The following is a 20,645-nucleotide window of genomic DNA, read 5'->3' as shown; positions in this document are numbered from 1 at the left end:
ACTATTCAAATGAATAACAAAAAAGATTCTTCAGTTGGCGCAAAAGATGTAGGAAAAATCAGCGTCGTTACCTTCGCGATCATGAATATTGTGGCCGTAGTCAGCCTCAGAGGACTGCCAGCCGAAGCCGAGTATGGATTGAGCTCAGTGTTCTTCTATGTCTTCGCTGCGGCATTTTTTCTGGTGCCTGTCTCATTGGTCGCAGCTGAACTTGCCACTGGCTGGCCAGAAAAAGGCGGCATATTCCGCTGGGTGGGTGAAGCCTTTGGGCCAAAGCTCGCCTTTATGGCGATGTTCTTGCTCTTCGTTCAGGTATGCGTTTGGTTCCCCACAGCATTGACGTTTGGTGCGGTTTCGCTGGCCTTTATCGGCCCAGATCAAACCTTTGATGCCGCCCTATCAGAAAACAAATTCTTCGTACTGGCTATCGTGCTCGCGATTTACTGGTTCGCAACCTTTGTCGCTTTTCGCGGGGTAGCGGCCTTTACGTTGCTGTCTAAATGGGGTGGTATCATTGGTACCATTATCCCCGCCATTATCCTGATACTGCTTGGCTTTGCATTTCTGTTCAGCGGAGAAAAAATCCAGATTGAGCTGGCATGGAAAGACTTAGTCCCTGACCTTTCCAACTTCAACAATGTGGTGCTGGCAGCCAGTATTTTCCTTTTTTATGCCGGGATGGAGATGAACGCCATCCACGTTAAAGATTTGGATAACCCTACCCGCTCTTATCCCCTTGCCATTGGTATGGCGGCATTAGGTACGGTGGTGATCTTTGTGCTTGGCACGCTCGCCATCGCCTTTGTGATCCCAAGTGCAGACATCAACCTTACCCAAAGTCTGTTGGTGGCCTACTTCGATATGTTCAAATGGGCGGGACTGGGTTTCCTCGGTCCGATTATGGCGATTTGCCTCGCCATTGGTGTGTTGGCGGGGATTGTCACCTGGGTTGCAGGCCCATCCACTGGCTTGCTTGAAGTCGCCAAGGCGGGCTATATGCCCAGATTCTGGCAACACACTAACAACAATGGCATGGCGACCCACATTCTCTTGGTGCAAGGCATCATTGTGAGTTTCCTTGCCGTTACTTTCGTGGTGTTACCATCAGTAGAAGCCGCTTACCAGATATTGAGTCAGCTTGCCGCGGTTATCTACCTCACTCTGTATATGCTGATGTTCTCAGCAGCGATTTACCTCCGCTTCAGTCAGCCCAATCGCCCACGCCCATATCGTGTGCCGGGAGGAAAGAAAGGCTTGTATGTGTTTGCCGGAGTGGGTTTTACCAGCTCGGCGATTGCCTTTGCTTTTAGCTTTATCCCACCCAGTCAAATTGCCGTGGGTAGCCCAACAACCTTTATCTCTATTCTTGTTGGCCTCAGTCTGGTGTTCGCCATTATTCCTTTTCTGATATATGCCGCGAGGAAACCGCACTGGCGGAATGAAAACTCTGACTTTGCGCCATTTACATGGCAGGTAGAGGGTGTGCACCCTGGTGTGGAGAACCACTCTGACCGTCACACGGAATCTGTCACCGAAATGCATCGAGAAGGGAAAGGAGACGCACAATGAATCATCTCCCTTCTCCCAGCGAGCTTCAGGCTTTGGTTAACGATACTTACCATCAGTTTCGCGATCTCCCAGGTGGTGAGAATGCCAGTTACATTCCTTATCTCGCTTCAGTTCCTTCAGAATTGGCAGCATTAGTCGTGGTCACGGCTGATGGTGACGTTTATCAAGCTGGCGACAGTGACTTCGGCTTTGCCATTGAATCCATATCTAAAGTGGTGACGCTGGCTTTGCTGATGGAAGATGTCGGGTCCGAAACGGTTCGCGAAAAGATTGGAGCTGAACCTACCGGCCTTCCATTCAATTCCGTCTTGGCTTTGTGTGAACATCAGGACAAGCCTCTCTCTCCGTTAGTCAATGCGGGCGCAATGGCCAGTGTCAGCTTGTTGAAAGCAGATAATCCAGAACAAAGGTGGCAGCGCATTTTGGACATGCAGCGACGAATCACCGCAGGAAACGTGACACTGTCAGAGGAAATCAACCAGTCAGAGCAGACAACAAACTTCCACAACCGTGGTATTGCATGGCTGCTTTATGCCGCAGGGAACTGTTTCTGCGACCCGATGGAAGCTTGCGAGGTTTACACCAGACAATGCTCCACACTCGTGACGTGTAAAGATCTGGCTGTGCTGGCCGCCACATTTGCGAACAAAGGCGTCAATCCTGTGTCTGGCGAACGGGTTATGTCTCGAGATAATGTGGCTCCTTTGCTCGCAGAGATGACCATGGAAGGCTTGTATGACTACTCCGGTGACTGGGCGTTTGAAGTGGGTCTTCCCGGCAAAAGTGGCGTGGGTGGCGGATTGCTTGCGGTCGCTCCGGGGAAATGTGGCATCGCGACATTTTCTCCACCCTTGGATGAATCCGGCAACAGTGTGCGTGGGCAGAGGATGATTGCGGAAGTGGCAAAAGCCCTCAATCTAAATATCTACCGATAGCGTTGAAAGGTATGCAGAAAAATGGCCTGATTATCAGGCCATTCTTTCATTACTCAGGGTCTTCTACTTCCTCGACGGGAATATGGAGCGACTCCAACGTCACCAGTGAGGCAATCTCCGGGAACATGTTTTGACCAGTGAGATAACGTCTAAGTAGGTCGAGCAACATGGTACTGCAGTAAATCCGAAAGTTCTCCGGTGTCTGGTTGCGACGCGGCTTCACGATTACTCCCCAATCACCTTCCTGAGACGACAAACCAAGAGCCACTCTACCCGCTTCGAGATTTCCACAGGCAAGACCAATATTGGCACCTGCATTTTCGCGGGAAGCAGCTGCCATGGCGAGCACTGCGGCCAGCGGATTGTAATCCCCATCTGCAGTCAGTGTAGATTCACTCAACACCCAAGACTGGACAAGTGCCTGGCGCGTATCGTCATCTTGGTTCAGCCAATTGGTGAGATAACCACCAGAGAATTTTTCAGCAACCGCCAGTGTCATACCAGAGTCTTCCAGTAATACGCCAACAGATTCCAGCATGGGTAAGCCGTCACCAACCATCAAGTCACCAAGGACATTGCGAACACCGTCCGCTACCAGTGAAATATCTAGATGCTGGCGCGGTGAGAACACTTTCACTTCAATGAAAGGTAAGGCAGATCGGTAGCCAAGTTCAAAACCTTCCGGTAACGCCAAAGACTCGAGCTTGTCGTTAAGCAGAGATTCTGAAAAACCAAAGGTGTAGAAACGGTTAATTTCACGACGGTAAGTATTCGGAAAGCGCTCCTGGAGCCTTGGCAGGATTTCATTGTCGAACATCTGCTTAAATTCACTTGGCACGCCTGGTGTGAAGAAGAACAAGCAGTCATTGAGTTTGGCAGCGAAGCCACAAGCGCTACCAACCGGGTTGTCCACCAATTCACTACCTTCCGGCAGCATCGCCTGTTTGATGTTACTTTTGGGCATCGTCTTACCATTCTTTTCAAAACGGCTTTTAAGCTCCGACAACCAATGACTGTTGAGTTCCAGATCGGCGTCCATCGCCATCGCCATGGCTTCTGTGGTCAGATCATCTGTCGTAGGCCCAAGACCACCATTGACAATCACCACATCTGACACCTGACTGCACCTAACGAGTTCGATGGCGATGTCATCCAGAGCATCCCCCACCGTCACGCGGCGGTGCATGGCGAACCCTTCTTCAAAGCAGCGTCTCGACAGCCAAGCTGCATTGGTATCGGTGATGTCTCCGTGAAGCACTTCCTCGCCAGTGCTGAGCATGGCAACTCGAAGTTTGTTGTGTTCCACCGATATCTCCTTGTTCGGACTGTATTAATACTCAGACGTTATCAGGAAGCCCGTTCAAGCACAAAAAATACTCATCAGATGCGATTCAAATTCAACCTACTTTCACAGCAAGAGGTACCTCAGTGCAACCGTAAACATATCATTACAAGAAGTCGATTATGCGCAATAAAGTTTTAGGAAGCACTTTGATCATCGCTGGCACCACGATTGGTGCAGGTATGTTAGCCCTTCCCCTTGCATCAGCAGGGTTGGGATTTACTCATTCGCTGATTCTGATGATCGCGATGTGGATGCTCATGAGCTATACCGCTTTACTGATGCTTGAGGCTCACCAACATGCACCCGCTAACGCGACCTTAAACAGTCTCGCCAGGCAGTTTCTCGGGAAAAAAGGCTAATGGGTCGCGAGTGCTGCCTACATTGCAGGTGGCGGAGGCCAATTCCACCATAAACTGACCGCATTAGCAGCGACGGAATCGATACCACCGAGCGCAGGTATCATTCTGTTTACCGCTCTGGTGGCAACCGTGGTGATGTTGGGCACTCAAAAAGTTGATGTGATTAACCGAGGGTTGTTTCTGCTGAAAGTCGTGCTTCTTGGGCTCTCCCTTGCATTACTGCTTCCCTTGGGAGAAGGCCAGAATCTGGTTTCCTTGCCACTGCAGGAAGGGCTATTGATTGCAGCGATTCCTGCCATGTTCACCTCATTTGGCTTTCACGGTAGTATTCCGTCAGTGGTGGCTTACACCGGGCTCAATATTCACGTATTAAGAAAAGTGATGCTGATGGGCTCCGCCCTGCCACTGGTTATTTACGTGCTCTGGCAAGCTGCGAGTTTTGGCGTGTTGGGTGCGTCTACGCTTGCTGAAAACACAAACTTGGGGATGTTTATTCAATCCATTAGTGTTGCAGTAGATTCGGCTCGCATAGCCAATGCGATCTCACTGTTTGCTGATTTGGCACTGGCAACGTCGTTTCTTGGTGTCAGTCTGGGGCTTTTCGACTTCATCGCTGACATGCTAAAGCGCCAAGCTTCGGTAAAAGGCCGGTTTCAGACTGGTTTAGTGACTTTTCTTCCACCCATGCTAGTCGCTTTGTTCTATCCGCAAGGATTCATTACCGCGCTGGGTTTTGCGTCAATAGCTTTGGTGATTCTGGCAGTTGTACTTCCCGTTTTGATGGCTCAGAAAGTACGCCGTTTAGGTTTAAATCGCGACCAATATCAAGTTTTCGGTGGAAAAGTTACCCTTTACGTTGCTATGATTAGCGGCCTTTCCGTGGTTGCCTCACAATTAGGACACGGTATCGTGCATTAAACATATGTCTCGATTTTAATTCAGAAAGGACGTACTGAATCTCGTCGACTGACAAACTTTTTTAAACCAAGAATTTATATGCCAGACCATTCGCACAATGCGTTGCGATCAGGTTTGGCATTTTATTTGTGTGGGAGATCCTACGTGCGCTTTCGCTCTACTATCGCTGCAGCCGCTTTATTTGTTACACACTCTGTCTCTGCATTCGATGCGTCCACCATCAACTTCGAGCAGCAAGGTTCTGTCTACAGGGGGCAGCTGAACTACAGCCAATCTGCACTCGACACTGGTGAACCTATCCAAAGTGGTTATTCATTCGATGTTAATGAATACCGCTCTCAAGGTTTGCCTCGCTACCTATCTACCTCTTCCGATAAAGACTGGGACTACCTGATGGGACAGACTTACACCATTCTGGGCCTTAGTGTAGCGACCGTCGGTCTGATGACATTCTTGCCGGAAAGCGTGACCAACTGGACAGCAGAAGATCGCGACTTCTCAAATCTGGGTAAGAAGTGGTGGGACAATGTGTCCGAAGGGCCTGTTTGGGATAAAGATGACCACTACCTGAACTACGTAATGCACCCTTACTTTGGTGGTGTTTACTACACTGCGGCTCGTCACTCAGGCTTCAACGAGTTCGAGTCCTTCCTGTACTCGTTCACTATGTCGACCTTCTTCTGGGAATACGGTGTAGAGGCCTTTGCAGAAGTTCCTTCCATCCAGGATATTATCGTGACGCCATTATTTGGTGCTGCTGTAGGTGAATGGATGTACCTGACCGAGCAACACATCGTCGCAGACGGTGGTGAAGTCATGGGCTCAGAAACGCTGGGGGATGTCAGCCTGTTCCTCCTGAATCCGGTGGGTCATATTCACGGTTGGGTGACGAACATGTGGCAAGGCGACACTGAAGTTCGTATGAATTACGACCCTTGGTTCAACAATCAGGAGGCCGCACGTTATGCTGCAGATGCTGGTGCGCCGTATGACAGCCAATTCATTGGTATGCAGGTCAGCCTGAAGTTTTAAGGTCTCTGAACTATAAAAGATAAGAAAAGCCAGCAATGCTGGCTATTTTGTAATAGGGTCTGTTTATCTGATATTTAGCTTAAACCTTTCCCTAAAAGCGCCAGCCCAGCAAACCCACACAAAATCAGTAGTCCGTATCTTACCCATTCTGCTCTCACATAAGGGGCCAAACGAAGAGCAAACACTGAAGAGAGAAATACGAGTGGTAGAGAAATCAGGCTGACTTTCAGGTGCCACAACGTAAAGTATCCTGCCATCGCTTGTGCGCCTAGAGAAATCGCGCAACTGAAAATAAAATAACCAGCCAGTGTCGCCCTCAGTTTCATCACATCCATTTTCTGCAGAACCAATGCCATGGGCGGGCCACCAATCCCAGTTGTGGTTCCCATAATCGCCGCAGCAAAACCTGCCCAGAACATATTTTTATTGTTCGGCTCTACAGCAAATTTGAAGATACTGGCGACAACGGCAATCAGCACTGCAATCCCCATCAGCAATTCCAGTGAATTCGCTGAGAGATAGAAAAGCAATGCTGAAGCAACAAAAGTACCGGGAATACGGCCAATAAATGCCCAACTGATGCCTTTAAAGGACAACTGACTGCGATATTGCCAGGTATTCACTATTGCGAGTCCAAGCGTCACAAGTGTCACTGCGGCAGGCACCAACGAGGCGTCAATAAACATTAGAATTGGCGCAGAAACAATGGCAAGACCAAAGCCAATTAGGCTTTGAACAAATGCGCCGGCACTTAAAGCCAGCATGATTAAAATGAGCTCTTCCGTGCTCAGTGCCATCTATTTTTCCTTACAGCATGGATAAGCAGATTCCTCGGCGTCAGTTCGCGAGAGCAAAATGTGGAGATATCAGTATGGTACCCGTTTTCTGTCAGATAAAGGGCCCGGTCAAGAACCAACCATATTTCTAGGGGACGCCGAAACAGCGTTCGCACTGTCTCCATCTTCTCTACGGTGTGGAATCGAGTCTCTCCGATTTGAAGGAAATGACCGAAGTTAAGACCCTTTGGCAGGGTGATGCCTTTTCGCATAGCGGCCCAATAGCAGAATGCCTCAAACCCCTCTTTTAAAAAAGATTTTTGTACATTAGGAATAGGCAAATATTTGTCGGAGTTAGATAGGTTTCTCTGCAAAGCATCAAAACCAAGTCGAAAGCTCACCTCGACAAAACGCTTACTCTTCACGGTTTGCCCCGCCGTTACGGTTTCTTGGAGGGGGAGCTTTAAATCATGTTTGCTGAGCGATAGCTCAGATGCCTTGGCTAATGAAGATAAAGGTTGATACTGCTTATCCCGAATGAGGTGATAGCAGCAAGGAGACACCGAAACAGACAACGGCTTCGCTTCTACTGCATGGCGTAAAAGCGTCACATGCAGGTCACCGCATGCATGCAATGCAACCGCATGATCACACCCTTGTACTAACTGCTGGCTTTCTTTTGCGAAGGCATCGCCCTGCACGAACCGCATTGGAAGTTGATGCTTTTCTGCATACGCCTGACCATCATCACAAAGCGCCTGCTGCCACTCCAAGCTAGTGACATTCGCATTTTTCGTTGCCGCCAGAATACGCCCGAGATATCCCTTCCCAGCGCACCATTCAAGCCAATTTCCGCCTTCACCTGCTCGTAACGCCGCCGTAAAGGTGCTGATCTGAGACCACTTACGACCAGGAACACCTGTCGCCCAATGGGGATCGCACTGAACATCAGCGGATTGTTGTGGCTCTATCGCAGTCAGAGAAATAAAAGACTTCGCATCTGGGAGCCACTTACTGAGCATTTTGGCCAAATCTGCAGGGCTTTCTTTCCAATTTCCCAGTTCGTGAAGGGACTGCGTATCCAGCCACTCGCATAGTTCGGGGTGACTCTCCCGCCAGGGTAAATCGAGACAATCAAAGGGCACACCCTGCCAAAATACAGTATGCGAGGACAGAAAAGCATCCAATTGAATAAAACGTTCAGTGAGAACATTAAAGGATAATGACAAGAAAGTACTCCACCCACATTGCGGAATCTCCAGAAAACAGCCGAAGTATATACCCAACTCGGGGGAGAGGTGCAGAGCTTCCTTTTACGATAACTACCTTACTGGGAGGTCAAACTGACTAAAGAACTTTTCAACTTCATTGAGGTCTTTCATCAGCATCACTTTCTCAATTGTTTCGCGGGTTAGGTGTGGCGCAAAACTCTCAATAAAATCGTACATGTAGCTGCGAAGGACTGTGCCTCTTCGAAACCCAATTCTTGTTGTGCTGGCATCAAAAATATGGCTCGCATCGATCGCAACCAAATCTTTATCCAATTCATTGTCATAGGCCATACGCGCCATCACACCAATACCTACCCCCAAACGAACATAAGTCTTAATCACGTCAGCATCGGTTGCAGTAAAAACGATATTTGGCTTGAGCTTGGCTTTATTGAACGCGGAATCCAGACTAGACCTTCCAGTAAAACCAAATACATATGTTACCAGCGGATATTGGGCGATGTCGTAGATTGTAATAGCGGAGCGCTGCGCCAGTGGGTGATCTTTCCGCACAATCAAAGAGCGAGTCCAGTGATAGCAAGGCAACATCAGTAGATCTTCGTATAAATGTGAAGCTTCTGTTGTAATAGCAAAGTCAGAAGCCCCCTTCAATACAAAGTCTGCGATCTGACTTGGCGCTCCCTGATGCATGTGCAGTGATACCTTCGGATAACGCTTCACAAATCGTGAAATCAAGTCCGGTAAGGCATATCTTGCCTGGGTGTGGGTGGTGGCAATATTCAATTGACCACGCTCCGGGTTGGTATACTCCTGCGCCACCGATTTAATGCTGTCTACACGGGAGAGAATGTCTCTCGAAATTTCAACAATCTGACAACCAGCAGGGGTGAGTTTAGTCAGGTGTTTACCGCTACGGCCAAAGATCTGCACACCAAGTTCATCTTCCAGGGCTCGGATTTGCTTACTGATACCAGGTTGTGACGTATAGAGGCTTTCTGCCGTTGAGGAAACGTTGAGATCGTGGTTAACCACTTCGACGATATATTTTAGTTGTTGTAATTTCATAATGTTGCAGCAAGCAAGAAATGGGGCTAATGCTGTTATAGCGCCAAAATAAGCGGAGGCGTAGTTTTATGTCACGTAACCTTTACCCAGCGCCCAAAATACCTTGTCTCACTCAGACTCACGGACAACGATTGCGGGTGGTAACTTAATGATAGCACTATAAATAAACGTGCGTTCTGGCGCAGTAAGTTGGATAAAAGGGTTACGCTACGTCATAATTTAGCTAAGATCGAAAATAGTATTAACAAACTATGACCCTATCTGTAGATCGTGTATCTTAGTCAGTCATCGTTTTAACAGGGATTATCGACGCTCACTTATGAATATCGCCTTAATTGTTGGCCTTTGCGTCATTTTGCTTGGTCTTATTGTTGGCTACAACATTATGGCCCAGCAACGTCAGCGTGTAGAGTCATCAAAACGCCAGGAAATGGCTAAATATATTGCAGTTATTGATGCCACTGAAGAGCTGATTGGTAACGCGCATAACCTTCCTTATAGTGGGTCCCTGCTGATTTGTCTGAACCAGAAAATCCTTGATGCCCTGAAAACCATGCATGAGATCGACAAGAGCGATCGTTCTCTACCAACACGCATTGCTGACGTTCAGCAGCAGGTTAACCAGATCAATCAGACTTATCAGAATAAAGAGTCGACTTCTTTCCGAGTACCAGACAGTGATCGTGAAGCGATTTCTATGCTAAAGCTGGTGAAGCGTTTGCGCGCCGTGATTAAGGCCGAGCACACAAAAGGTCGTATGCAAACTCAAGCGTTCGTGGCTGAAAACTCACGTCTTGAGCAGATGCAGATGAAGATCAACATCGAGAATGTATTGAAACGTGTTAACGATGCCAAGATTAAAGGCCAGATGGGTACCGCCCAACAATTGCTTAAGAAAGCCCTGGATGTGGTTAGCGCTAAGAACGATCCATACTGCCAATCAGCGAAGGAAAATCTCTCTGCCATGCTAGAAGACGTTAATACCGCGTTGAACAAAACAGCCGCAGCTCAACAGCCGAAAAAAGAAGGCGACGAGCTCGACGAACTGTTCGCTCCCAAGAAGAAGTGGTAATGCTTTAACTTTCCAATCGAGGAAGCCCCCATGCGGGGCTTTTTTGTGCCCGCCAGCACTCGGTTAATCGCCTTGAAGCCAAGTATCCCTGCAGCAACGAATCTTTTTTGACCCATCTGGTCAGTATTTATTTTCACCTGCGAATTAATTGTGCGTCAGATAGCATTTTTTTATTAAAGAATAACGTACGGCGTGCCGATAAGAATGTTTGATGTCACAATCCTCAACCTTTTTGGCTTCTCCTAAGTCTTTATTTAGAGCTGTAAATTTAGAAGCCGTTGTGACTCTAAGCTGCCGGAATACGCTGCGTAGCTTTTGAATCCCCATCGCCAGACTGTTGTAGAGTGAGAGAACAATGAAGTTGTCCGTCGTACAGAGAACAGTTGCAGGTTTTGTCTTAATGTTCGTATTAATGTCACTACTTAGCAGCGTCAGCCTGTTCAGCGCCAGGACCCTACAGGGTAAAGTTGAACAAATAACCGACCAATCCACCCCAATGGTTGTTGCATCCGGAAACCTGATCACTCAGTTGATGCGCACCAACCAGCTGGTCAGAACCTTTCACAATGACACATCTGAAGCAAGCCAGATTGATCAGACCTTTGAAGAGCAAAAACGCCGCTTCTTCGACACTCTGAATACTGCACAACAGGGCCGTCCGAATGAAAATGAAAGTCAACAACTCAATACCATCGCCCAAGCTTCAAACGGCTATTTTGAGCAGGCGAAAGTGCTAATCCAGCTTCAAAAGCAATCCAACCAGCTAATCGCAGAACGCGAAGCCTTAGATCTGAAATTCCTGCGTCTGGAAGACACCTACCAGTGGGCTGCTAACCTTCTTTTACAAAAAGCTTCTGTGAAGCGCTCACTACATAACCGTGCAGAACTCATCACCAGTGGTATTGCCCGTGACCTGAAAATGCTGCGCCGCGCCGATCAGGACACCAACCTCGACAAACTTCGGGCCACCATGGCGAAAGACATTGAAATTGCGTTCAAGCGTCTAGAACTTATTAGCGTAGAAGAAGACGTAAAAGCACGATACTCGCGCAACCTAAAGAAAGTTGAATCCCTGACGCTAGATGAAAATGGTCTCATTGATGTACTTAGCCAACAACAGCAAGTCAATGCCCGCCTTCATCAGGAAAGCCAGCGTACCAACCGCCAGATGGAAGACATCCAGGGTCAACTGGAAGGTTATGCAACGTATGCACAACAACTGGCCACCAGCAGCCGTAAAGATGCTGAAGCGGCAGTGAGTGGAGCTTTCCTATACGTGATTCTGATGACTTCGATTGCTGCAGTTTTCAGCCTTTGGGTTGGTGTTAGCACGACACGCAGCATCCAAAAGCCACTGGCGCTGATTCGAAACGTGCTGGACAAAATGACTGATGGCGATATGCGTACCCGCGCGAATTACAATGGGCAGGATGAATTTGGTGAACTCAGCCGCTCTATTGATGAGCTGGCAAGCACCATGGCACAAACACTGGCGAAATTCGGGGACGGTGCGCAACATCTACTGGACGAAGCGAGCCGCGCAGCGAACGTCAGCGAAAGCGCCATGTCCCGCGTAGAAGATCAGAAGTCCCGCACCGATCAGGTTGCTGCTGCTATTTCTGAAATGGAAGTGAGCGCCAAGGAAATCTCGCGTTCTACTGAGTTGACCGTATCAGAAGTTGAAAGCACTAACGATGCAGCGAATAGCGGTCGTTCTCAGGTTTCCCGCAGTCGCCAGTTAACCGAACAGCTCTCTGGAAACATCGAAGAAGCGGTGAACAACACCCAGCAGCTTAACCAGTACTCCAACAGCATTGGCTCTATCTTGCATGTCATTCAAGATATCGCAGAACAAACCAACCTGCTGGCGCTGAACGCAGCAATTGAAGCAGCCCGTGCAGGCTCTCATGGCCGTGGTTTTGCGGTGGTTGCTGATGAAGTACGCGCTCTGGCGACTCGCACCCAGCAGTCGACAGAAGAAATCCAGCAAATGATCAACAACCTGCAAGGCAACGCATCACGCATGGCAGAAACCATGAACACCAGCCAGAAGCAGATGGAAGAATGTCTGACCCAAACCCGCCTGACAGACGAAACCCTGCAGGACATTGTGTCACGTATGAAGTCTATTCACGAGATGGCGGTGCATGTCGCGCAGGCAACCGAAGAGCAAATCAAAGTGAGCCATGATGTGGCAGAGCACATCAACGGCATTGCACACGTGGCTTATGAAGCGGAGAAAGATGCAAGAGCATCAGCATCGAGCAGTGAAGCACTGGCGGATCTGGCACAAGACCAGCAAAACCTGATTGGCAACTTCCGCGTCTAAGGAGCAGAGAATGAAGAAATTAGCCCTGCTGCCTATTGCAGCACTGACCTTTGCCGCTTCGACGCTGGTGAATGCACAAACCACACTGGTGATTGACTCCTGGCGTAGTGACGACGCGGTATGGAATGAGAAAATCATCCCTGCGTTCAACAAGCACTATCCAAACATAAAAGTGGAATACCGCTCGCCACCGGATCTGGATGCCTCCAAGTGGAGCGATGACATGGAAGCACGCTTTGAAAGTCAATCAGCGGGGGACCTGATCGCCTGTCGCCCCTTTGATGGCTCTCTGGGTCTATTCGAGCGCGGTCTTTTGAAAGAAGTGACCGAAATGGAAGGAGTGGAAAACTTCCCAAGCTTCGCACTGGCACCATGGCAAACCGACTCCGGCGCACAGACCTTTTGTTTGCCGATGGCATCTGTGATCCATGGTTTTTTCTACAACAAAGATATCTTTAAAGAAGTCGGCGTGAATGAGCCTGTGACCAAAGCCGATTTCTACTGGGCATTAGAGAAAGCCAAGCGCGCGGGTTACCTGCCACTGGCAATGGGTACCAAAGATAAATGGGAAGCTGCAACTATGGGCTTCCAGAACATTGGCCCAACTTACTGGAAAGGCGAAGATGGCCGTGATGGCCTGCTGACCGGTAAAGAACGTGCAGATAGCAAGCCGTATCGCGATACCTTCCGTGAGCTTAGTAAGTGGGCAAGCTACATGGGTGATGACTTTGATCAGCGCGGATATAACGACGCGATCAAAATGTTTGCTGACGGCAAAGCCGCCGTTTATCCGGCGGGTTCTTGGGACATTGACACCTTCCGCGGAAAAGTGAACATGGGCGTATTCCCCCCACCAGTAGAGCAACGAGGCGATGCTTGTTATTTTAGTGACCATACTGATCTGGGTATGGGCCTTAATGCCAAGTCGAAAAACCCGGAAGCAGCTGAGACTTTCCTAAAATGGATGACGACCGCAGAATTTGCTGAGCTTTTGACCAACGAAATCTCTGGCTTTTTCTCGCTGTCGAACCACTTCTTTGATGTAAAAGACCCAATAGCACAGGAAATGATCTCCTGGCGTGACCAGTGTGATTCGACCATCCGTAACTCGGCACAGTTTCTGTCCCGTGGAGAGCCAAACTTCGAACTTGAGATTTGGGAAACCAGCGTAGGTGTGATGACAGGCCAAATGAGCCCTGCTCAAGCTGCTAAGCAACTGCAAGATGGCCTTGAGGAATGGTATCAGCCTCAGAAAGAAAGCAAGCAAAGTGCCTCAAACGGCAACTGTAACTGTGCGCCTTTGTTGTAATAGGAATGAACAAATCTAAACCCGGCCTTTGCGCCGGGTTTTCTGTCATTGGATGCTTCCAGCACATCAAGGTCACAGGTCTGTAGTAGGTTCGGGGTATCCGTACTGCTCTCGTGATATTCGAGTACCTATAACGCTAATTAATGCAACAGTCTGGACTAATAGGCCTTATTCATCCTTAAAACCTAAACATGCTTTACACACATTACATGGTAAATGCCATCATGCATCTCTGTCCCTTCGGTTTCTTTTTCAAAGCCAGGGAATTCTTCATCCCACACTTCAAGGCTCTTGAGATATTTGATTTGCGGACTGTTCTCGTCACCGAAGCTCTCTCCGGACATTAACATCGGAATGCCCGGTGGATATGGGATAACCGCATTAGCAGCAACACGCCCAACGAGTTGATGCGAAGGCACCATTTCCACGTTATCAGCGACGATAGCCTGATAAGCGGCGCGTGGTGTCATCACAGCTTCTGGCAGCGTTTCATAAGCAGCATTCAACACTTCCCCCGGATTGTGCTGTTTCAGGTAACTGAAAATTTTGTCACCCAAATCCTTAAGCCCCATATCGCCATAGACATCTGGAAAATCTGACGCCAAATCAGGCAGCGAATCCACCAGCGGTGTGTTGTTGTCGTAATGACGTTTGAAGCCCATTAGCGTATTGACCAGTGTCGCCCACTTACCTTTGGTGATACCCATTGAGAAGAGGAACATCACCTGAAAATCCGTGGTACGGGTTGGCACTATACCGAAGCGTCCCAGGTAGAGTGTGACCAGTGCGGCTGGTACACCTTTATCAAGCAATTTGCCATCATCTCCCATACCCGGCGCGAGAATACTGACCTTGATTGGATCGAGCATACACCAGTCTGCAGGCATGTCTTCGAAGCCGTGCCAGGTATCACCAGGGTGCATCACCCAGGCATCCTGACTCTCGCATAACAAGTCTGCAGGCGCATCTTCGAAGGCGTAACTCTCCCCAGTTTGTGGGTCTTTGACAGTGTCCGCATTCCACGGCGTGAAGAACCAATCACCATTTTCTGTGTACTCTCGATTCAACCGCCCCATTGCCTGACGGAAATCCACCGCTTCGCGAATCACTTCCAGCGTCAACGAATGGCCTCGGTTACCGGCCATCTGCGATACGGCAATATCGTTCGATGCACAAATCGCATACAGCGGAGAGGTGGTCGCGTGCATCATGTACGCTTGATTGAAGCGCTCAAAGCTGATGGCACCTTTACCATTTCTCACATGCAGCCAAGACGCTTGGGATAAGGCATTCAGCAATTTATGGGTAGAGTGAGTCGCAAACACGGTTGGCGCGTCAGGATCTTCGGTTGGCTCGCCGCGCATCGCGTAGTGTTTTTCGTAGATTGGGTTAAAGCGTGCGTAACCGTACCAAGCTTCATCGAAATGAATACGGTCGCTGCTGTCAGCCAGAATGTCCTGCGCCCTTTCAGCGTTGTAGCAAAGACCGTCATAGGTACAGTTTGTCAGCACAGCATAAACAGCACGTTGGTCGGCGTAATCTTTGGTCAGCGAGTAATCTTTTGCACGCTGGTCAAGCACCTGCTTTGAAAGCTGGTCAGGATAGATAGGACCAATAATGCCGTAGCGATTTCGTGTTGGAAGCAGATAGATAGGACGAGCACCTGAGAGCATCAGTCCCTGCTCGATCGACTTGTGACAGTTGCGGTCACAAATCACCAGATCATTCTCGTTCATACAAGCCGACATGATGGTGCGATTAGAGCCTGATGTGCCCGTCACCAGCGAGTAGGATTGATCAGCGCCAAACACCTTGGCAGCATAACGCTCACTATCACCAAAGTAGCCTGTGTGGTCGAGTAGTGAGCCTAAGCTACCACGCTCAATCCCCATATCGGTGCGGAACAGTCCCTCTCCGTAGTAATTATAAAAGCGTTGCCCTGCAGGGGTCTTCGTAAAGCCCACGCCACCCTGGTGACCCGGTGCTGCCCAAGAATACTCGTGAATGTCGTCATACCTCATCAGTGCGGACATCAGTGGAGGTAGTAACTGTTTACGGTAGCGGTTCATGGCTGCTATGGCACGGCCTGCAATGAAATCTGGCGTATCTTCCAGAATCCAGGCGAATTCATCGACTTTTTCCATCATCTCACGGGTGACGTGAAGCGTAATTTTCTTGCGTTCAGCCAGCAGAAATACAGGTACATTTTGCTGACGGCGATTCAGCTTTTCTATCAACACATAGAAGCGCTCATTTTCTTCGCTCTGGGAGCCGCTCATGGCGGATGTCAGCATCAGACAATCAAGCGCGGTATTTGAAAAAATCACCGAGTAACAATCGTCAAAGCTTGTCGCCACCATCACTCGCGAACCGCTGCTTTCCAGTTCTGCAATCAGCCTCTCAATTGCATTACCCACTACACCTTCTTTATGGGCTTCTTCCAAGATCAGAACATTAAATTTCTTTCCGTAGGTTTTCATAGCCAAGCTCCGACACTGAATGAGGAGAAGTGTTTTGTTTGAATCCCATTCACCATAGAAGAGCCCGCGATTAGACAAAGTCGCAAAAAAGACAAATTGAATGAAAAAGATGTATAAAACCTGATGCAATGCCGAATAGGAGCAATGTCAATCCCCTAAATTTGTTGGCTTACAGCCAGTTGTGTAATTAGTTTCATTTAACCTAACTGCGCGATTGTCTTGTAAAAGAACCAAACTACTCTCTACTCCGCTTCTACTTTCAATTCGACAGGCAAAGCCTTTTCACTTGTTTCGATGCATCGACGGAAGATCGTCAATCCAATGTGTAAGCAGCAAGGCTGAATACCTGCATTTCATGCCCAAATAATGCAGTGGAGAATCAGTATGGCGTCAGAACAAAATAAAATGGGACTGGTGGGGTTAACCACCATAGTGACTGTAAACATGATGGGCTCGGGCATCATAATGCTGCCGGCCAGTCTCGCTCAAACAGGGGCAATATCGTTGCTCTCCTGGGTGGTGACGGCGCTAGGAGCAATGTGTATTGCCTATGCATTTGCCAAATGTGGTATGTACTGCAACAAAGATGGCGGAATGTCCGCCTATGCCAATGAAGCACACGGAAAATCATCGTTCTTCATTGCCTCATACACATATTATGTCTGCCTGGTGATCAGTGCAGTAGCGATTGCAGTATCTGCTGCTGGTTATCTAGTGCCCTTCTTCCCTTGGATTAAAACCACCCCTATTCACACTTTTGCCGCCGTGGTCGCCATTTTGGTTGTCACTATGGTTGCCAATTTCTGGGGACCCAAAATCACCGGACAAATATCTGCAATCACTGTCTGGGGAATTATCATTCCTGTCGTGGGGCTGTCGGTCGTCGGCTGGTTCTGGTTCAAGCCTGAGGTTTTTGCCGAAGCTTGGAATCCACACCAAGACACCACCATCACCGCAGTGTCTTCAGGTATTGCTCTAACGCTCTGGGCTTTTCTAGGGATTGAATCTGCAGGGGCTAACTCGGGGGCTGTGGAAAATCCCGAAAAGAACGTGCCCTTGGCTTGTATGCTCGCCACCAGCTTCACAGCGATTGTGTACATTACTTCCACTTCAGTGATTCAGGGGATTATACCGAATGCAGAGCTGGCCAAATCCGATGCGCCATTTGGTCTGGTTTATACCTACATGTTTGATGAAACCGTCGGCAGTGTCATCACTGCACTGGCAGTCATAGCCTGTATCGGCTCCTTACTTGGTTGGCAGTTCACCAACGCTCAGGTTTCTAAGGCCGCTGCTGATATTCGGCTGTTTCCAAAGGTGTTTGGCGAAGTCAATAAGGATAATGCGCCAATCAAAGGCATGCTGATCATGTTGGGGCTCGAATTGCTGTTAGCTGTGATGACAATTTCGCCAAATCTGGTCAATCAGTTCAACGTACTACTTAATCTCGCGGTATTTATCAATATGGTGCCATACATCCTGTCACTGACTGGCCTTGAAGTGATTCTCCGTAAACAAAATGTTAGTCAGAAAGAGTATAAAACCGCCGCTGTCATCGGTACTTTCGCAGTGATTTACAGTATCTATGGGGTGTATGCCTGTGGTCAATCGGCGGTGTTCTGGGGTTCGATTCTCACCATGTTCGGCTACATCTTCTATGGATTCGTTGCTGCCCGTGACAGAAACGATGGCACACCCGCGTAGGAGGCGATATGTCAGATATTGAAGCCCAAGCAATGAAGAAACTGGCGATTTTGTTGTTGATGGGGGCGGCTATTACGCTCTCTCCATCAGCTCTACATGCTGTCGAGGAAGTCGTGATTGAAGAGTCTGAAACCGAGTCTGTTCCGACGAGTGATGCCATGACAGCCATTGAAATTATCATTGGCAAACGCATTCCCGAAACAGTGTTAGAAGAGGGTAGGCCGCATCATGTCTATCGACCGAAAACCCCCATCTTCCATCAGAACCATCCGGAAAATGAACCTGAAGCGCCGGCTATCCGCAAACACCTCCTAGTGGATCATCCCGAACTCAACAACAACCAAGGCCGAACCATACGAACACCGGCAGTTGCGGATGGGGAGCCCTCCCGCAGCTGAACACAAAAACGCCAGCAACACTGGCGTTTTTTACATCACTTTATCTGTTAGTACACGGGCAGCTCAAGGCCTTCAAATAGCTTGTCGACTTTTTCACTGCTGTTCTGCATCAGCACACTTTCCATTAATGTTTTGGTCAAGTGTGGCGAAAAAGACATCAGGAAGTCATACATGTAGTTCTGCAGCAAGATATCTTTCGAGAAACATATCCATGCGTTACATGGCTCAAACAAATGGTCGAGATTGATGTATGTCAGACCCGTGTTTTCGATGTCGCGAGCCGCCAACGTTGAGATAATACCAATACCAAAACCGAGTTGGACGTAACGCTTGATCACGTCTGCATCCATCACCGTCATAAAATAGTTCGGGTTGATACTTGCGCGGCTGAAAACTTCATCCTGGACCTGACGACCCGTTGAACCCGGCTCGTAACTTAATATCGGATACTCAGACAGTTGCTTAAGTGTTGGTTTTCGTACTTCTGCCAGCGGGTGCTCCTCAGGCACCACCAGCCCCATAGTCCAGAGATAAGCAGGCAATTGGATCAAATCGTTATCTGCACCGATATCATGAGCTACGATCGAAAAATCCGAATGCCCTTTGCTGATCACGCCCTTCGTTTGCAGAGGCAGCGTTGGATGTAGGTGAAAATTGATATTGGGATACTTTTTGGTGAAGTAAGACACACTATTTGGCAGCAGATAACGTGCAATCGTATGAGTGGTGTAGATATTCAACGTACCCACACTTGGATCCAGATGCTCGTTTGCCAGTGCTTTGATTTTTTGCTCCAGCGCCAGCATGCGTTCAACCTGTTCAAGGATTCGCTCACCGATTGGAGTTATGCCACTGAGGTTCTTACCACGGCGTTCAAAAATCCTCACACCCAGTTCTTTTTCCAGCAATCCAACCTGTTTACTTACACCTGGTTGGGTCGTAAAAAGCGATTGGGAGGCTGCGGACACATTTAAATTGTTGTCCTTTATCGCTTTTAGATATTTAAGCTGCTGAAGTTTCAATCCCTTACTCCACAATAAGCACTCTGCTATAGATCTTAAATTTATAAGAGCGATCAATTTTAAACAAGCTTAAAGGCGCCAAATTGCTTGATGTATGACAAAATTGCCAAACATTGTTCTGTATATAAACAATTGAGCCCGCTCAAAGCGGGCTCTCTGTGTTGGGTTGCTGAATGTTATCAAGCTGTCACTTTATCCAGCACACTATCGCTGGCTTCCTCAATCAAATCCAATACCAATTCAAAACCTCGCGACCCACCGTAGTAAGGGTCAGGAATCTCAGCCAAAGAAGCATTGCCATGGCTCAAAAAGAGGGAAACTCTTGCTCGCAGGTGGTCAGGGCAACGATCGAGAAGATCCGCTAGGTTGGCTTTATCAGACGCCAAGATCATATCGAACTTTTCAAAGTCTTCATCTTCAACCGGACGCGAGTAAATCCCTGAAAAGTCGTAGCCTCTTGCTTCACCGGCTTTCCTTGCCCTTTCATCAGGCTTAGAACCCGCGTGATACCCAATGGTGCCTGCAGAGTCAATCTCGACATCCAAACCACGTGCTTTGGCTTTGGCACGAAGTATTGCTTCCCCGGTAGGCGAACGACAAATATTGCCCATACAGACAACGAGAATTGATGTTTTTCTTTTATTTTTCATTGGGATAGAAACAATAAACTTTACTCTAGACCTTAGAATATAACAAAATTATTCCATTATAAATAAGATACTTACAAATAGTTTTGGAGGGATTTCAAAGATACTTTTACAGTCAAAAACAAAAAAAAAGCCCGCAACATAGTAATTACAGGCACGAGTACTACAGAAGTATCTTGTGTTCATCAACAATCCTTGACCTCTACTTCCTCTTTCTTTCTCAGTCTCATGTAGTCACTTAGAAACTTGAGTAATGTGACTCGCATCCAAGCTAAGGTCTCTTCCGACACATCTTTCCGAACTACCAGTAAATCATAAAGAGCGCTGATTTCTTCGGTATAAACCTTTTGCTGGTCTTTGATCGCATTGTCAATTTCGTAGCTAGCCAATAACTTGGCCCTTTATTTTTCAAGCCTTGCTTCGTCTTAGTCCGTGATTGAGCAGATAAAAATA

The 20,645-nt window shown here is 48.2% G+C and carries 14 protein-coding genes and 2 pseudogenes; 9 read left to right on the top strand and 7 right to left on the bottom strand.

Going from position 1 to position 20,645, the window contains the following annotated elements:
- Positions 1-9: 9 nt before the first annotated feature.
- Both gadC and glsA read left to right on the top strand, forming a co-directional pair.
- A complete protein-coding gene (gene gadC / locus GMA8713_RS05655) occupies positions 10-1,569 on the top strand; it encodes a glutamine/gamma-aminobutyrate antiporter GadC (RefSeq protein WP_062706692.1) in 1,560 nt (519 codons plus the stop codon).
- A complete protein-coding gene (gene glsA, locus GMA8713_RS05650) occupies positions 1,566-2,504 on the top strand; it encodes a glutaminase A (RefSeq protein WP_062706690.1) in 939 nt (312 codons plus the stop codon). Before gadC ends, glsA begins: the two co-directional genes overlap by 4 nt.
- A gap of 49 nt (positions 2,505-2,553) precedes the next feature.
- Here glsA and GMA8713_RS05645 read toward each other — a convergent pair whose 3' ends face one another.
- Positions 2,554-3,810 (bottom strand): CinA family nicotinamide mononucleotide deamidase-related protein, encoded by a 1,257-nt coding sequence (locus GMA8713_RS05645; RefSeq protein WP_232314369.1) that lies wholly within the window; start codon positions 3,808-3,810, stop codon positions 2,554-2,556.
- Between the two features lie 158 nt (positions 3,811-3,968).
- Between GMA8713_RS05645 and GMA8713_RS05640 the strand changes: the two are divergent.
- A pseudogene (locus GMA8713_RS05640) lies at positions 3,969-5,126 on the top strand (aromatic amino acid transport family protein).
- A gap of 366 nt (positions 5,127-5,492) precedes the next feature.
- A pseudogene (locus tag GMA8713_RS05635) lies at positions 5,493-6,158 on the top strand (DUF3943 domain-containing protein); the annotation flags it as partial.
- 74 nt (positions 6,159-6,232) lie between these two features.
- Here GMA8713_RS05635 and GMA8713_RS05630 read toward each other — a convergent pair.
- The 3 genes from GMA8713_RS05630 to cysB form a co-directional block, all read right to left on the bottom strand.
- The gene (locus GMA8713_RS05630) at positions 6,233-6,955 is read right to left on the bottom strand and encodes a sulfite exporter TauE/SafE family protein (RefSeq protein ID WP_062706685.1); all 723 of its coding nucleotides are present in this window, start codon (positions 6,953-6,955) and stop codon (positions 6,233-6,235) included.
- Positions 6,946-8,163 carry a methyltransferase gene (locus GMA8713_RS05625; RefSeq protein ID WP_062706772.1) on the bottom strand — a complete coding sequence of 406 codons (1,218 nt, stop codon included), beginning with the start codon at positions 8,161-8,163 and terminating at the stop codon, positions 6,946-6,948. Before GMA8713_RS05625 ends, GMA8713_RS05630 begins: the two co-directional genes overlap by 10 nt.
- 93 nt (positions 8,164-8,256) lie before the next feature.
- Complete coding sequence (cysB, locus tag GMA8713_RS05620; protein WP_062706683.1) at positions 8,257-9,231, bottom strand: HTH-type transcriptional regulator CysB; 975 nt, start codon at positions 9,229-9,231, stop codon at positions 8,257-8,259.
- Between the two features lie 319 nt (positions 9,232-9,550).
- Here cysB and GMA8713_RS05615 point away from each other — a divergent pair, with 319 nt between their 5' ends.
- The 3 genes from GMA8713_RS05615 to GMA8713_RS05605 all read left to right on the top strand — a co-directional run bounded on the left by GMA8713_RS05615 (position 9,551) and on the right by GMA8713_RS05605 (position 13,941).
- Positions 9,551-10,303 (top strand): hypothetical protein, encoded by a 753-nt coding sequence (locus GMA8713_RS05615; RefSeq protein WP_062706681.1) that lies wholly within the window; start codon positions 9,551-9,553, stop codon positions 10,301-10,303.
- 355 nt (positions 10,304-10,658) lie between these two features.
- The gene (locus tag GMA8713_RS05610) at positions 10,659-12,632 is read left to right on the top strand and encodes a methyl-accepting chemotaxis protein (protein ID WP_062706678.1); all 1,974 of its coding nucleotides are present in this window, start codon (positions 10,659-10,661) and stop codon (positions 12,630-12,632) included.
- A gap of 10 nt (positions 12,633-12,642) precedes the next feature.
- The gene (locus GMA8713_RS05605) at positions 12,643-13,941 is read left to right on the top strand and encodes an ABC transporter substrate-binding protein (protein WP_062706675.1); all 1,299 of its coding nucleotides are present in this window, start codon (positions 12,643-12,645) and stop codon (positions 13,939-13,941) included.
- 185 nt (positions 13,942-14,126) lie between these two features.
- On the opposite strand, the gene adiA is transcribed toward GMA8713_RS05605, so the two are convergent.
- The gene (adiA, locus tag GMA8713_RS05600) at positions 14,127-16,421 is read right to left on the bottom strand and encodes an arginine decarboxylase (RefSeq protein ID WP_062706673.1); all 2,295 of its coding nucleotides are present in this window, start codon (positions 16,419-16,421) and stop codon (positions 14,127-14,129) included.
- A gap of 384 nt (positions 16,422-16,805) precedes the next feature.
- Between adiA and potE the strand changes: the two genes are divergently transcribed.
- Together potE and GMA8713_RS05590 are read left to right on the top strand one after the other, a co-directional pair.
- Positions 16,806-18,125: a putrescine-ornithine antiporter gene (potE, locus tag GMA8713_RS05595; RefSeq protein WP_062706671.1), complete on the top strand. Its 1,320-nt coding sequence runs from the start codon at positions 16,806-16,808 to the stop codon at positions 18,123-18,125.
- An 8-nt stretch (positions 18,126-18,133) separates the two neighbouring features.
- A complete protein-coding gene (locus tag GMA8713_RS05590; protein WP_062706669.1) occupies positions 18,134-18,523 on the top strand; it encodes a hypothetical protein in 390 nt (129 codons plus the stop codon).
- 47 nt (positions 18,524-18,570) lie between these two features.
- On the opposite strand, the gene GMA8713_RS05585 is transcribed toward GMA8713_RS05590, so the two are convergent.
- Entirely contained in the window at positions 18,571-19,545 is a 975-nt protein-coding gene (locus GMA8713_RS05585; protein WP_062706666.1) for a LysR substrate-binding domain-containing protein, read from the bottom strand.
- A gap of 179 nt (positions 19,546-19,724) precedes the next feature.
- Positions 19,725-20,195 carry a low molecular weight protein-tyrosine-phosphatase gene (locus GMA8713_RS05580; RefSeq protein ID WP_062706664.1) on the bottom strand — a complete coding sequence of 157 codons (471 nt, stop codon included), beginning with the start codon at positions 20,193-20,195 and terminating at the stop codon, positions 19,725-19,727.
- Positions 20,196-20,645 lie beyond the last annotated feature (450 nt).

Source organism: Grimontia marina (assembly GCF_900060185.1).
In the GTDB taxonomy this organism is placed as follows: Bacteria; Pseudomonadota; Gammaproteobacteria; order Enterobacterales; family Vibrionaceae; genus Enterovibrio; species Enterovibrio marinus.
Note: the sequence above shows the minus strand (reverse complement) of the source record. Positions and strands in the feature narration are given on the sequence as shown.

What these genes read in the sequence shown, in the direction of transcription:
- gadC (WP_062706692.1), top strand. Translation starts at nt 10, where the DNA reads ATGAATAACAAAAAAGATTCTTCAGTTGGCGCAAAAGATGTAGGAAAA.
- glsA (WP_062706690.1), top strand. Translation starts at nt 1,566, where the DNA reads ATGAATCATCTCCCTTCTCCCAGCGAGCTTCAGGCTTTGGTTAACGAT.
- GMA8713_RS05630 (WP_062706685.1), bottom strand. Translation starts at nt 6,955, where the DNA reads ATGGCACTGAGCACGGAAGAGCTCATTTTAATCATGCTGGCTTTAAGT.
- cysB (WP_062706683.1), bottom strand. Translation starts at nt 9,231, where the DNA reads ATGAAATTACAACAACTAAAATATATCGTCGAAGTGGTTAACCACGAT.
- GMA8713_RS05615 (WP_062706681.1), top strand. Translation starts at nt 9,551, where the DNA reads ATGAATATCGCCTTAATTGTTGGCCTTTGCGTCATTTTGCTTGGTCTT.
- GMA8713_RS05610 (WP_062706678.1), top strand. Translation starts at nt 10,659, where the DNA reads ATGAAGTTGTCCGTCGTACAGAGAACAGTTGCAGGTTTTGTCTTAATG.
- GMA8713_RS05605 (WP_062706675.1), top strand. Translation starts at nt 12,643, where the DNA reads ATGAAGAAATTAGCCCTGCTGCCTATTGCAGCACTGACCTTTGCCGCT.
- adiA (WP_062706673.1), bottom strand. Translation starts at nt 16,421, where the DNA reads ATGAAAACCTACGGAAAGAAATTTAATGTTCTGATCTTGGAAGAAGCC.
- potE (WP_062706671.1), top strand. Translation starts at nt 16,806, where the DNA reads ATGGCGTCAGAACAAAATAAAATGGGACTGGTGGGGTTAACCACCATA.
- GMA8713_RS05590 (WP_062706669.1), top strand. Translation starts at nt 18,134, where the DNA reads ATGTCAGATATTGAAGCCCAAGCAATGAAGAAACTGGCGATTTTGTTG.
- GMA8713_RS05580 (WP_062706664.1), bottom strand. Translation starts at nt 20,195, where the DNA reads ATGAAAAATAAAAGAAAAACATCAATTCTCGTTGTCTGTATGGGCAAT.